This window comes from Paenibacillus sp. FSL R5-0744 (genome assembly GCF_037972555.1).
GTDB lineage: Bacteria > Bacillota > Bacilli > Paenibacillales > Paenibacillaceae > Paenibacillus_AQ.
On the sequence record NZ_CP150228.1, the window covers coordinates 3364780 to 3377734 of the forward strand.

The window sequence follows — 12955 nt, forward strand, 5'->3', positions numbered from 1 at the left end:
CATGAGTGCTTCCCGAAAGGGAGCGACAATCTGTGATGCACCGGGGTCGTTGGAGTCAGACTAACGGATGGGCTCTAAGGCACCATAGCTCATCGACCTTCTTCGCCAGCCGTAGTAGCAGTATTGACTGATTTTACCCATTTTCATCATCTGTGGTGCGGCGTTTGCGCTGCATGTATGGCTAACGGGCAGTTATGCATAACTTCCAGGGAATGTAAACGTCTAAATAAAGTAAGGAACGAGGAGGCAGACATTTCATGGGAGGGACGAATGTATGGGATGCGGAGTGGGAGGTTAACGAAGAGCAGGCGCGGACGCTGATCGGCAGACAATTCCCTCAGCTGTCATCGAAGCAAGTGAAACGATTGGGCTGGGACAATACGGTTTTTCTCATCGGTGACGAGTACGTGTTCCGGTTTCCAAGAAGAACGATTGCAGTTGGCTCGATTCGTATGGAAGGGAAGCTGCTGCCGAAGCTGGAGGCATATATGACCATCCCCTATCCGAAACCGTTGTTTTATGGCGAAGCAAGTGACGAATACCCGGCACCATTTCTTGGCTATGCCTACGTGCCAGGAGATTTCCCCATCGGTTTGACGGAAGAACGCCGGGCTTTATCGGCAGAGACGCTGGCGAAATTTTTGCGGAGATTGCATGAGTTTCCGGTGCAGGCGGCGCTGAACTGCGGAGTTCAGCAAGATCATCGAAGCTTGACGGACATAGCATCGCGCAAAGTGAAATTGGAAGGTTTTCTATCGAAGGTGGTTGAACACTTGTCGCCGGAGGAGTCCGGTGTGATCGAAGCGTATATTAGCAGGCTGCAAACGGACCATGTCGAGGCGGTGAATGCACTGCTACATGGCGATCTTCATTTCAAAAATATGCTTGTGAATGAGAACGGGATCGTTTCCGGCATCATTGATTGGGGCGATCTGAGCGTAGGCCATCCGGCTTGCGATTTGAGCGTTGCTTACAGCTTTTTACCACCTTACGCTCGCGGCGTGTTTTTCGAAACTTACGGAGGAGCGGACGAGGAAACGAAGCTGCTGGCGCGGCTGATCGCGGTATACATCCCCGTACTGATCTTGATGCAAGCGGTCGATGACGGGAATGAAGCGATTGCGGCAGAGGCGAAATCCAACATCTTGCGAGCACTGTCGGATTAGGCTCATTATTTCGTTGCAGCTATGGGGCTAGGGCTATCGGCACCATTTTGTCGTTTAAAGGCCGCGATAAGGTACGATTCGCCTTCTCTGATGCCGTTTTATGTTGAGGAACACGAAATTCAACAGAGTAAGTCGTTGCGCTAACTGGGAACGATAGTTGAATAATACAAATTGATTTGCAGGAGCTACGGTATCCTGCTTTTTTCATTGAACTAACGGGCAGGATAGTTGCAAATAATTACAAATGTTAAAATGAGAAAAGTAAGAAGGAGGAGATTTGATGACTGAGGATTTTTATTGCGATGAGGTGTTAAGTGGTCGTACTTATGTAAAGAAAGTACTTGAAACTGATAACGTTCTTGCGTACCATCACACTCGCCCTTTTTATCCCGTTCACATTATTACAATTCCAAAGAGGCATATCTCATCTCTTTTAACACTAGATGAGAGTGACAACGCCCTCTTAATTGAATTGATGGACGTTGTTAAAAAAGTAGCATCTAAAGTGCAGTCTGAGTATGGGGCTTGTAGGGTATCGACTAATTTAGGAAAATACCAAGACTCAAAGCATCTTCATTTTCATGTGATTTATGGTGAGCCAATACGCTAAATCATTTTATTCTTAGTTGTTGATCTAACGGGGAACGTTAGCTCAAACACAATATGCCAGACGTCAGTCAACTCAATCGGCTGCCTTTATTCAACGGCAGGTTAGCTTAACATGTGTCAAGAATACGTAACATCTGTAAGATCATCTAAATAAGGAGTGGTGCTTCTTATGATTAGTTTAAAAAATTATGAAGACTTAGGTGAATTGAAGCTTTTAATGGCTGAGTGTATGTGGGCTAATGATGAAAGAATTGATAATGAACTTAAAACATACATAGACAATGATTCACGGGAATTAGTTGGGAGTTTAAATAATGATGAACTAGTAGGGTTAATTGGATTCATATACGAATCAACTGATGAAATAGAACTTAAGCATATTGCAATTAAAGCCAATTATCGTGGTAAAGGTATAGGCAGTGAAATGATAAATGAGTTCATAAAAACTAAAAAGAATGTGAGAATAAAGGCAGAAACCGATAAAGATACTGTTGGCTTCTATAAAAAAATTGGGTTCTCGATAACAAGTTTGGGAGAAAAATACCCAGGAGTAGAGCGGTTTGAATGTATTTTTTAAGTCACAAATAATTCAAGTGATCATTACGCAAACGGGGAATGGTTAGCATCATGAAGAACAAGCAGTCGGTATTAGTGACTACCTGTTTAACTATCGGGCAGTTTAGTTGCATAAAAAGGAAAATCCCCCTAAATCAACGAATACTATGTGTTGATCCGTTGGAATTTGTGTGTATGTATAATTAGGTGTTATTGAAAATAAAAGGTGGTAATTTCAATGAAGATAGTATACCGGGTCCTTCTGAAGATGAAATTAATCCGTTTATCGATAAACTAAAAAATCAGACAATCACAAAGCATATCATGCTAAATTTTTATTCAGGGCAATATCATGATGTGTCGGTAGTAGGTGCTTTTTGTGGGGTTTGTAAAGTAAATGCTGCAATAGATACCCAAGTATTGATCGATAAATTCCAGGTGGATTTAATCATTTTAACTGGTGTAGCGGGTTCATTAAACGATAATCTTAAATTTGGTGATGTAGTCGCATCAACAGAAGTCGCTCATCATGATGTGGTTCCTGAGATTATTATTGAATATCATCCTTGGTTAGAGCATCAATACATAAAAGCTAATGAAGCACTAATAGGAAAATGTATTAGGATAATTAAATCTGAAAGACTCGGTTTTACATGCCATTTAGGAAGAATCATAACTGGTGAAACATTTATTACCCATCAACAAAGAAATATATTGATTGAGAAACATCAAGCTATGTGTGTAGACATGGAAAGTGCCAGTGTCGCCCAAGTGTGTTACGTAAATAATGTTCCATTTATTGTGATTCGAGCAATATCGGATAATGCTGATAGTGAAGCGCCGGAAACTTTTGAGTGCAACGTGAAAACTGCATCATTAAATTCAATTAAAGTTGTAGAGAATTTACTAATTTTATTACTAAATTAGTCGCCTAGAACCATCCATCTAGAAAAAAACGACGTATTGAACTAACGGGGAACGTTAGTTCAATAAACTAGCGGCTGTCTAAATAGTTCCGAGATTCTGCCGTTTACAAGGGGGCATCGTTATTGGACGATAACAGAGAGGGTGTATTCATGAATACACCCATCAGGGTGGTAACGCGAAATCAACTCCATCCCTTAAGGGAGGAGTTTTTTGTGTTCTTATAAATGATTTTAAGAAGGATTAATTATGTTCCAAAAAATCTATGCATTCGATCGAATTCTGAGCCAGAATATGTTTATTGCTGTAAGGACTTCTTGCCGAAAGAAGGGGTATGCAGGTGCACTGGTATTTGAGTTAAGTTTTCTTCTTTTTGGGAAGATTGCTTGTTGATATCAAGTTATCAAGTTTAATAGTATTTCACATATTTCATAAGCTCAGCGATCCCTAAAAACTGCTTCATTAATTGACTGTTTAATTTTTGTAACGCAAGCTCGAATGACAATTCTACTTTTTTATAGTTTTGTGTCTCTATTTCATTCAGGAGTTGTTTCATGTTCTCGATATAATACACGGTTTTCCTTAAACTGCTGATCAGTATAATCTTTCTTAATTCCGTTATAGTATAGACCCTATAGCCGTTGTCTTTGTTTCTGTTAGAAGTAATAAGGCCTTCTTGTTCCCAATGTCGAATGGCTGAAGGCTTAACGCCTGCCATTTGTGCAACTTCACCAATAGTCATTGCATTTGTGACCTCTAAATCGTTGTATTTTGATAAATCTGCATTTCGGAACATGCGTAACACATCCTCTAACCTATGATTTTCCGTTTGTGTATTATGCTGTTCCTGATTGATTGACCAAAGTGCATCCTCAATTTGCCGAGCTTTAATCTTTCTCATCACATCGTACACAACTGGAATCTCATATCCTTGTAAAAGTTCCCGAATCGTAATAAAAGCTTGGACATGAATGTCTGTATAACACCGGCGATTGCTAGGAGTCCTCGGGACTTCTGGAACTAAGCCTTGATCTTCATATCTTCTTAATGTAGTGGTACTTACATTTAATTTCTTAGCTATTATTGTTGGTGTATAATTATCTCCCATAATCGTCATCACTCCAGAACATTAAAGTTAAACCTTCAAGTGCTACAACAACATTAAATCTAATTTAATTAGATATATCAAGGCTTAGTATGAGATAAACCGAAAGATTGCATGAATGTTATATGATATTTTTATAAAACAGTAAGGAGAGGATTGTTTGAAAAAAATCATACGATTAACCAACCATTCAGCAATAGAAGTAGGATTGACAGGAGGATCAGATCGTCCAACCATTATGTTACCTATCGCTAAAAAATCCGTGTACAATCAGGAGGCAGAAAATCTAAAGCTATGGGGCGTAGATCCTGAATTAGGTAAACATTTTGTTGAAGGTCTAGCGGATACGTTTCAAGTGCTTTATTTTGATTATGAAGGTCATCTCTTTCAACATCCAGTGGACAACTTAACCGTAGACCATATTGTGAAGGATCTGCTCCTCATTGCTGATGAAATGAACGTTAAGAGCTTTAGCTACTACGGTTATTCCTGGCTAGCTTTAATTGGACTACAATTGGCTATCAGAACAAATCGTCTGGAAAGCTTGGTCATGGGAGGTTTTCCGCCATATAATGGTCCCTATCAAGAGATGCTGATTGTAACTCAAAAAACACATACCCAAGCTTTGAATAATCAAAATGAGGTAGCTGAAAAAAGCTCCATTGAAACAGAGAATCCTGATGAGATAGACTGGGACAACATCAAAGTATCAATGGATACCCGTGTAACAGCTCAATTTGTTGCCTTATACGAGAGCCTCACTGCTTTTGATGATCGTAGTATTCACCAATTGCTAAGTCTTCCAAAATTAGCTTTTGCAGGAGAAAATGATACTATCGTATATGGTGAGAATTTTGGAAATGTTACCGTTGATATTGCTGGGATATTAAAGAAGAATACGACGAAGCTGTGTGATTTAGGCTGGGATGTTGAAGTGCTAACGGGAAGCCAAATGGATCATACAAAAGCTATGCAACCAGCCGTGGTAATACCATTAATTAAGCCCTGGTTTATAAAACAATTATGAATACAGACTGGACTGTAATTCGGGAGCAGTTGTACCCCAGCTGTAAATGAAAGTGAGAGGGTTACAATTAACAAGCTTATTTTGCAAGTAGCATCATCGGTGTTAGCATTTAGTTTACTCGTTGCCTGTAACCATCAACAAATCAACTCATCTACTCAGGAACAAAAACCATCAGAGGTTAGCTTATTTCCAAAAAACGATCTCATGGATTCTATTGTAATTGACGCAGTAAATGAGGATAAATCAATTCGGGCGGAACAGCAAACGGAAAAGGGAACATTATTGATGATAGCCAAAGGTAGAGAAGAACTTGGGCATTTGGTCGTATCGAGCACGATGGGACAAGAGGGTGATCAGACGTTTCAGAGTAATTACTCTATTATCTACAGACAGGGAGATCAGGACAAAGTCTTAATGGAACTACCCAATTACTTGTTTTTCCGACCATCCAGCAAAAAAATATCTTTTGAGAAGCTGAGTTTTAAAGAAGCTGAGGTTTACATCCTTACTCCTCAATATCAAACAGGTCATGGCGTGGAAGGATATATTTTCGCGATTGATAAGCAAAATGAAGATGTATTCCCATTAGAAATCGTAAAGAAGGATCAAGTCTCGAAAACACTTCTTTATTCAGAAGCTGAGCCTTTACCAAGTGTCGAAAATAATATCTTAGTAGTCCATCCACCAGTTGGAGCAGGTACACAAGAAGCAGATGCAAAAGATATCTTTTACAAATTGGATTTAAACAATAAACGGTTTGTGGCTGAATAGCATGATTTGAACAAAAAAAAGGTCAGTTCACGAAATCGCGGAGCGTCTATGCTTCTATCATGAAGCTGCAGCAATTCCTCTATAGTTTCTACTTTTAATATATTGGCCGGTGTTGCCCATTATAGGGTACACCGGCTTTTTTCATAGGAATCAAAAGGATAAGATCACACGTCATATTATTGGCATTGAATGTCGAAGCTTATGAAGACATAAAATGATTTCCCGCACTAGTATAAAAGAAAAAAACTTTTTTGCAACCAAAACCCTTCTTTTCTTACTTTATAAGTGAGGCCTTAATCAAACTGAACGGAAGTGATGGAGTGGACGATAGTGAAATCATACAGCTGTACTTTGCCCGCAATGAAACAGCAATAGAAGAAACATCCAAAAAATATAGAAATTATTGTACCAAGATTGCTCATAACATTCTGTCTAATTTTGAAGATTCGGAAGAATGCGTGAACGATACCTTTCTAGGAGCGTGGGAAACGATACCGCCGAAGACGCCTGCTAAGCTCTCATCTTTTTTGGGGAGGATCACACGAAATATCGCGTTAAATAAACACGATTATTACATGGCCAAAAAGCGGAATAAAACATTCGATACGATTCTTGATGAATTAAATGATTGTTTATCCTCTCCAGACAATGTCGAAAGTCAATATGAGGAAGAACAAATCGCTGAATCTATAAGCAATTTTCTGCTGAAGATTAATGAAGATCATCGGAATATTTTTCTGAGACGTTACTGGTATTCCGATTCTTTGGCTGATATCGCAACTCGATTCTCAATAAGTGAAAGTAAAACGAAATCGGTTCTTTTTAGAACACGAAAAAAACTCCAATTATACCTTATGAAAGAGGGCTATATCCTATGAATAATAAAGATTTATTTAAGACTCTTGGTTATGTAGACGGCAATCTGGTGGAAAAGGCCAACACTGCGAGGCGTACTAATAAGAGAACATATGCGAAGTGGGGAACCATGGCTGCTTGTGCTGCACTTGTGTTAGGAGTGGCCATTTATACATCTCCTCTAAAGTCATCATTAACGAATTCACCACAAATCTCGCAGCAAACGCCCGTTTCAGCTCCTACCGGAGTTCGGAAAATTTTAAATTACAATGGATTTCGTTATGCATTCGTAAGTGATGGTGCTCAGTTTAAGTTCACAGGAATGAAGCCTGAAAAATCACTTGGTACCATAGATTTTGATATTAACCAAGAGATTGGGAAGAACAATGGAGGAGAAGTTGTAGAAAAGGATTTTTCGTCTACGTTCGCTGTTGGAGGTAAGTTATATGAGATTCCGACGTACCCATCCCAATTCCGCATCGCTGTTAAAGTTGAGGAGCATTATTATTTGGCAGAAATCGTGGCGAAGACTAACGATTCTACGATGACCGCTAAGGAATATCTGGATATGTCTAATCTAAAAGAGCATGCAAAAGATATTCATGTTCTTAATCATGTGGGAAATGACGTGTTAAAGAAAATGACAGATCATGCTTCTGTAGAGTCTATCATTGATGGGCTGTACAGCGCAAAAACAGCTGATTTAAGTAATAAAGAATACGAGGCTATTGCAGAGGCGCAATCCCAAGGAAAATCGTATCAGTTAAAGTTCAACCTCAAGGATGGAACCTATATGGGCATGTATATCATTCCTGAATTAAAAGTCGTATCTATTGGAGATGCTTACTATCATTTGCCTGACACCTTCTTTAAACAATCCGGCGAACTTTTTTCAGGGCTTAAACAAGAAGTGTTGCCGCTTTACTAAACTTAAGAAGATTTGATTATGCTTAAGAAAAAAGTAACGATTTCTAACAAGTTAAAACAAAGGCATCGAATCCACAGATTCGATGCCTTTGTTTTAGAGTAGAGTACAATTACCCAGATTGTGCGTTAGCCCTCACCCACTAATAGTCATTTGCGTAATGATTTAAATCATAATGGGCAGTTTAATCCTGGTGAACCTTGGATTCCGAATGTTAATGTTGTTCTATATAGTAATTCGAGTGGACCTGTGTTTCTACGCTAACGAATGTCAATGGAGTTTATAGTTTTCCGATTACCGTTGCGGGAAGTTATTTCGTTTATAAGACGGTTACAGATTCGGATGCTACTTGTCCACCAACTACTTTTTCGCAGCCAAGTGGATTTACAATGTCAATGGGCCAAGAAAACTGACCTTAACCGTTACGAAGTCTCAAATCAGCAATAATGCAACTGTAGCCAATCAGAACTTTAGCCATGATACTACAAATAATCCCTTAAGCTGTAATACAACAATGATTCAATTTGCAGGAAGACCTTTCGTTTGGTATTACCTCAATGTTGTAACAGGTGCAACCGTTATTCGAGGAACGGTTAGCCCCCCTGTAGATATAAATGCAATCGGATATAATCCACTGGATAACTATTTGTGTGTCTCTATTTATAGCGTTTAAGGGTAAATTGAAAGATCGTTCCCTTTCCCGGTTTACTTGTAACCGATATTTTTTCACCTAGACCATTCACAATTTCTTCCGCAATTGCGAGCCCCAGACCGCTTCCTTTTTCATTATGTGACTGCTCGCTCTTGTAAAATCTTTCAAAGATATAAGGGAGGTGTTCTTTCGCAATACCGGGTCCATTATCAGATATCAGTACAGTTACAACCCTTGAATGTACTTCAGCATCAAAAGTTATTCTTCCATCTTCTCCTACATATTTCATGGCGTTATCCATTAAAATATTGACCAGCTGCAATACTTTATCTTTATTGGAAAGAACAGCAGGCAGATTTCTAGCGTTCTCTGTAATCTCAAATACAATGCCCATCTCATCAGACAAGAAAGAGTATTTAGACTCTATGAGCACCACTAATTCCTGCATATCTATTTTTTCTTTATCCCAGGTATCTCTTTTATTTTGCATTCTTGATAATTCCAACACATCATAAATCAAACGTTGCAGACGTGCACATTCGGATAAAATAATGCCATAATATTTATTGGTTTTTTCTTCGTCTTTAATCATTCCATCTGCCAATGTCTCTGTTAAAGCCCTGATGGAGGCAATAGGAGATTTCAGTTCATGGCTAATATTAGCGATATAATCCCGGCGAGTTTTTTCAAGCTGTTTCATTTCTTTAAGATAAGAAGAGATAAAAAAGCCGATTATTAGCGTGCCTAATAGTAGGGTGCCGGTAAAAACGTAATAGAACCCATTCAATACGGCTTGAAATTCACTACCCGGCTCTAATAAAAAGACAACACCGACCGCTTGCTCATTCTGAATAACGGGTGCACCCACGACAATGGATTTACTCGGAAACCCGCTAATATTTTTAATCGCAGCAAATTTATTCGCTTTAATTACTTCTGGAATATAATCTATAAGGGCATCTTTGAATTCTTCCGATGTAACATTGAAAAATTGCTGCTTACTCTCGTCTCCAGGTGATAGGTCATTTCCCTCCAAATCATACACCTTCATAAGGTAGGGTCTAAAACCCCTAATATTCTTCTCGTTTTGTGCGATTTCAGCAGCTATAGAGGTTGCCTGAGGTAGCATATCTTTTAATTTATAATTCAAAAAAAGCTGTTTTATAATCAAGGTTCCCCCGATTTGCCCTAAAATAAAGCAGAAAAGGATGGCCAAATAAATTACTTTTTTGTTGGAAGTTACTCTTTTCATTTAGAAGACTCCATTTTATAGCCCATCCCATAAACGGACTTGATTTCAAACCCCAAATCTTCTTCGGGTAGTTTTTTTCTCATTCTCTTAATGAGATTATCAACCGCTCTAGTATCGCCAAAATAATCATATCCCCAGACCTTATTGAGGATTTGTTCTCTTGAAAGCACTTTGTTCCTATTGGTTGTAAAATAGATCATCAATTCAATTTCTTTAGGTGTAAAGTCCATTCGGTTTCCCTTGATATGGATTTCAAAAGCATTGCGATCAATTTTCATTTCACCTAGGGTCAGGATTGCATCTTCAGTTGGAAAGGTATAATGGATCCGTTTCAAAATGGTTCTTACTCGTGTGACAACCTCCCGAGGGGAGAACGGCTTCGTTATATAGTCGTCTGCCCCAATTTCCAACCCCAATATGCGGTCAGTTTCTTCACCTTTTGCGCTTAGCATAATAATCGGGACGTTACTAGTTGTTCGAATCTTACGGCACACCTCTGTCCCAAAAAGCCCGGGTAGCATAATGTCCAGTATGACGAGATCAAAATGCTGATCCTCTAACTTTCTAAGCACTTCTTCACCATTGTATACCGATTCATATTCCATATGTTCTGCAAGTAAATAAGCAGATATGCTCTCATGCACAGCAATATTGTCATCACAAATTAGTATTTTCACTTTTCCTTGCATAGCTACCACCTTTATTCCGATATCATGGACCTTATTGTAAGTAAAATGTCTATACGGAGCAAGGAAGACTCAAGCAGAATGGAAAGAGACCGATTGGATGATCGGCCTCTCTTAACCAAGTATGCTTTATTCAGAAATATATACATTAGAAGTATCCATATTTATGGTGTGCGTTGCGGCATTCCATACTAAATTAAAATCAAGGGATTTTGCTATATCCCGGAGCTTATAATACTCATTCCCGCCGATATTATAGCCTGTTACTGAAATCTCTTGACCGTTTAAAGTTATCTTAGTGGATGTCGTAACACCTGTCTTCGAATTAGTATTTCCGGATGCTGAAAGTTCAATGCCAGTCGGGGTGTACGCTTTGTTAGATGTAATGTTTAAAGCATTTGTCTTCGCATCTGATGTCACTTCAAACTGTTTTGTAGTGTTGTTTACAGCCATAGCTATATCCCGCAGTTTAAAATAGTTGCTGCCGTCAATAGTGTACGCATCTACAGATATCTTGTTCCCATTCACCATCACTGATGACTTGGAAGGAGTGGCAGTTGCGGATGCTTTTGGTGATGTAGCACTAACCTTGTCCGCCCAAGCAAAAAGCTCATCCAGATCGTAATCTCCGCTGTGTGGAATATCCCAAGCCATCGCAAAGTCTACATTTAAGCCTTTATTCTCCAGCTCCGTAGCCAATATAGTAGAAACAGCGAGAGAGGTATCACTATCTTTGGTACCCATCCGAATCCGCCAATTACTTGTAGTGGTTGTTCCCTCAGTACTGATATAGTTCATCGGATTCATCATTTTCACTAGATTCTGGGCAGCAAGCGTTCCGCCGGCCGTATCATTATCCAAACCGAACTGGGTAAAATGCTGGGCAGTGACGTTCGATGTGCCAAACAGTTCGTTTTCGCCATTGCTCAGGTCTAAACCGTCAAAGGCTCCAGGCAGCTTCATTCTGCCCAAGTAGGCGAGGTATTGATCATAATCGATATCAGTGACGGTTCCATTTTCTATTGTAATCCATGTTTTATCAGACAGATCTGAACCCGCTTTTAGCGCTTTTTGCGCTGAAGCGATGACCAAGGATTTGATGTAATCTTTAAAGGGACCATTGCCATCTGCATTCATTGTTAATGCCGTTCCATCGGCTTTTGTTAGCTCTAGGCTATTTACGTAAGTTGGGAACATTGCTTTCAGTTCGTCTGATACTTTAATCTGATCTTTCGTTAATGTTCCTTCAACCATCTTTCTCTCCATGATAAAATCCGTATTTCCGGAGAAATCCAGCTTTTCATAAGAGGTAATATCGTTGAATTGCCATTCATAGGCTGCATCTGCGTTGTCTAGATTCGTAATTGGCGTGTAAGCCGAAACAGCAAAAACGTCATCACGCTCGTCGGCTGCACCAATAGCCTCCAAATAAGGCTCATATTCCGCATTATTGCCAGTCGCACCTAACAGTGCAGAGAGCGCTCCACCTGCGCTTGTACCGTTCGAAATGATTTTCTCGGCATCGCCTGGCATGATATCGTCATTATAGCGAAGGTAGCGGACAGCTGCCTTCAAATCCACAATCGCTGCTGGTGCCTTGCCAGTGTATGTGCCATTGTCATCTTGTGTAGTTCTACCGCGAGCACCAGGGGATGCGACTACATACCCTTTTGACAAGGCAACTGCTATAGCGTTAGGTGACCCTGAGGAGGCAGGTCCTGCATTTACGTTTGTGCCAACTGCAGTACTATTTAATCCGGTTTCCGCTTCGGGCTTACTCGAATCAGTTTTCGCATTCGATTCTGAAGTCATTTCGGAATCCTTATCTGTTTTTTGAGCAGCGCCTTGCGGACCCGCTCCCATACCCATGCCCTTGCTCGACTCAGTACTACCTGGCTGAGCAGGCATGTACCCGCCGACCTGGTTCGGGAAAAAGATAGGTGCTGTATCGGCGGTATAGCTTCCGATCGATTTACCTTGGAAATAATCCTCAGGGACATAAACGTTCATGATTTCATAATTAGTATCTACTGGATTCTTAACGTAGACAATATTCTCATAAGCTCGGTAAGTGACTGATCGGCCGTCTACCGTCAAAGTTTTAGTAGTATATTGGGCATCATTGAACTTTAGGCTGTATGCTCCGGAAGTTGCTGCACTAGCAGAGCCTGTAGTGAACGACATCGATAGCAGAGAAAAAGTAAGAACAGGGGTAATCCATTTTTTTAGTTTCATAGTTTTATCTCCTTTTTCTAAAATTTAATAGATCATTTCATCAACGATAGATATCTACAAACTCTTTTCAACTCCTCTCTGCAAGTGTTAGTTTGGATTCCGCACGAATATTGCGAATATCCTTCATGGATTGAATCTAACAAAACATTGTGGCATAAAAATATCATCCTCATTGAGATATCGAATCTTAATC

Annotated in this window: 13 protein-coding genes; 9 read left to right on the top strand and 4 right to left on the bottom strand. The window is 39.7% G+C overall.

The annotated features are described in order from the left end of the window. Nucleotides 1-257 precede the first annotated feature (257 nt). The 4 genes from MKY19_RS14755 (at nucleotide 258) to MKY19_RS14770 (ending at nucleotide 3257) form a co-directional block, all read left to right on the top strand. Complete coding sequence (locus MKY19_RS14755; RefSeq protein WP_339803969.1) at nucleotides 258-1166, top strand: phosphotransferase; 909 nt, start codon at nucleotides 258-260, stop codon at nucleotides 1164-1166. 280 nt (nucleotides 1167-1446) lie between these two features. After that, complete coding sequence (locus MKY19_RS14760) at nucleotides 1447-1776, top strand: HIT domain-containing protein (protein ID WP_149646112.1); 330 nt, start codon at nucleotides 1447-1449, stop codon at nucleotides 1774-1776. A gap of 168 nt (nucleotides 1777-1944) precedes the next feature. After that, nucleotides 1945-2352, top strand: coding sequence for a GNAT family N-acetyltransferase (locus tag MKY19_RS14765; protein WP_339803974.1), 408 nt, complete (start codon nucleotides 1945-1947; stop codon nucleotides 2350-2352). A 191-nt stretch (nucleotides 2353-2543) separates the two neighbouring features. Continuing rightward, entirely contained in the window at nucleotides 2544-3257 is a 714-nt protein-coding gene (locus tag MKY19_RS14770) for a 5'-methylthioadenosine/adenosylhomocysteine nucleosidase (RefSeq protein WP_339803977.1), read from the top strand. A 406-nt stretch (nucleotides 3258-3663) separates the two neighbouring features. Here the strand turns inward: MKY19_RS14770 and MKY19_RS14775 are convergent, their stop codons facing one another. Beyond that, nucleotides 3664-4362, bottom strand: coding sequence for a MerR family DNA-binding transcriptional regulator (locus MKY19_RS14775; protein WP_339803980.1), 699 nt, complete (start codon nucleotides 4360-4362; stop codon nucleotides 3664-3666). A gap of 157 nt (nucleotides 4363-4519) precedes the next feature. Between MKY19_RS14775 and MKY19_RS14780 the strand changes: the two genes are divergently transcribed. The 5 genes from MKY19_RS14780 to MKY19_RS14800 all read left to right on the top strand — a co-directional run bounded on the left by MKY19_RS14780 (nucleotide 4520) and on the right by MKY19_RS14800 (nucleotide 8610). Next, nucleotides 4520-5386 (top strand): alpha/beta hydrolase, encoded by an 867-nt coding sequence (locus MKY19_RS14780; protein ID WP_339803983.1) that lies wholly within the window; start codon nucleotides 4520-4522, stop codon nucleotides 5384-5386. 81 nt (nucleotides 5387-5467) lie between these two features. Next, the gene (locus tag MKY19_RS14785; protein WP_339271336.1) at nucleotides 5468-6157 is read left to right on the top strand and encodes a hypothetical protein; all 690 of its coding nucleotides are present in this window, start codon (nucleotides 5468-5470) and stop codon (nucleotides 6155-6157) included. A 251-nt stretch (nucleotides 6158-6408) separates the two neighbouring features. After that, nucleotides 6409-7035, top strand: a complete 627-nt coding sequence (locus tag MKY19_RS14790; RefSeq protein ID WP_339271338.1) for a sigma-70 family RNA polymerase sigma factor — start codon at nucleotides 6409-6411, stop codon at nucleotides 7033-7035. After that, nucleotides 7032-7940 (top strand): hypothetical protein, encoded by a 909-nt coding sequence (locus tag MKY19_RS14795; protein ID WP_339803987.1) that lies wholly within the window; start codon nucleotides 7032-7034, stop codon nucleotides 7938-7940. Before MKY19_RS14790 ends, MKY19_RS14795 begins: the two co-directional genes overlap by 4 nt. Nucleotides 7941-8286: 346 nt before the next feature. After that, nucleotides 8287-8610: a hypothetical protein gene (locus tag MKY19_RS14800; protein WP_339803990.1), complete on the top strand. Its 324-nt coding sequence runs from the start codon at nucleotides 8287-8289 to the stop codon at nucleotides 8608-8610. Here the strand turns inward: MKY19_RS14800 and MKY19_RS14805 are convergent. The 3 genes from MKY19_RS14805 to MKY19_RS14815 form a co-directional block, all read right to left on the bottom strand. Continuing rightward, nucleotides 8594-9841: an ATP-binding protein gene (locus MKY19_RS14805; protein WP_339803993.1), complete on the bottom strand. Its 1248-nt coding sequence runs from the start codon at nucleotides 9839-9841 to the stop codon at nucleotides 8594-8596. The genes MKY19_RS14800 and MKY19_RS14805 overlap by 17 nt on opposite strands. After that, a complete protein-coding gene (locus tag MKY19_RS14810; RefSeq protein ID WP_339803995.1) occupies nucleotides 9838-10530 on the bottom strand; it encodes a response regulator transcription factor in 693 nt (230 codons plus the stop codon). The genes MKY19_RS14805 and MKY19_RS14810 overlap by 4 nt, the downstream gene beginning before the upstream one ends. Before the next feature lie 126 nt (nucleotides 10531-10656). Then, the gene (locus MKY19_RS14815) at nucleotides 10657-12762 is read right to left on the bottom strand and encodes a subtype B tannase (protein WP_339803998.1); all 2106 of its coding nucleotides are present in this window, start codon (nucleotides 12760-12762) and stop codon (nucleotides 10657-10659) included. Between the last annotated feature and the right edge of the window lie 193 nt (nucleotides 12763-12955).

What these genes read in the sequence shown, in the direction of transcription:
- MKY19_RS14815 (WP_339803998.1), bottom strand. Translation starts at nt 12,762, where the DNA reads ATGAAACTAAAAAAATGGATTACCCCTGTTCTTACTTTTTCTCTGCTA.
- MKY19_RS14805 (WP_339803993.1), bottom strand. Translation starts at nt 9,841, where the DNA reads ATGAAAAGAGTAACTTCCAACAAAAAAGTAATTTATTTGGCCATCCTT.
- MKY19_RS14755 (WP_339803969.1), top strand. Translation starts at nt 258, where the DNA reads ATGGGAGGGACGAATGTATGGGATGCGGAGTGGGAGGTTAACGAAGAG.
- MKY19_RS14775 (WP_339803980.1), bottom strand. Translation starts at nt 4,362, where the DNA reads ATGGGAGATAATTATACACCAACAATAATAGCTAAGAAATTAAATGTA.
- MKY19_RS14810 (WP_339803995.1), bottom strand. Translation starts at nt 10,530, where the DNA reads ATGCAAGGAAAAGTGAAAATACTAATTTGTGATGACAATATTGCTGTG.
- MKY19_RS14760 (WP_149646112.1), top strand. Translation starts at nt 1,447, where the DNA reads ATGACTGAGGATTTTTATTGCGATGAGGTGTTAAGTGGTCGTACTTAT.
- MKY19_RS14795 (WP_339803987.1), top strand. Translation starts at nt 7,032, where the DNA reads ATGAATAATAAAGATTTATTTAAGACTCTTGGTTATGTAGACGGCAAT.
- MKY19_RS14765 (WP_339803974.1), top strand. Translation starts at nt 1,945, where the DNA reads ATGATTAGTTTAAAAAATTATGAAGACTTAGGTGAATTGAAGCTTTTA.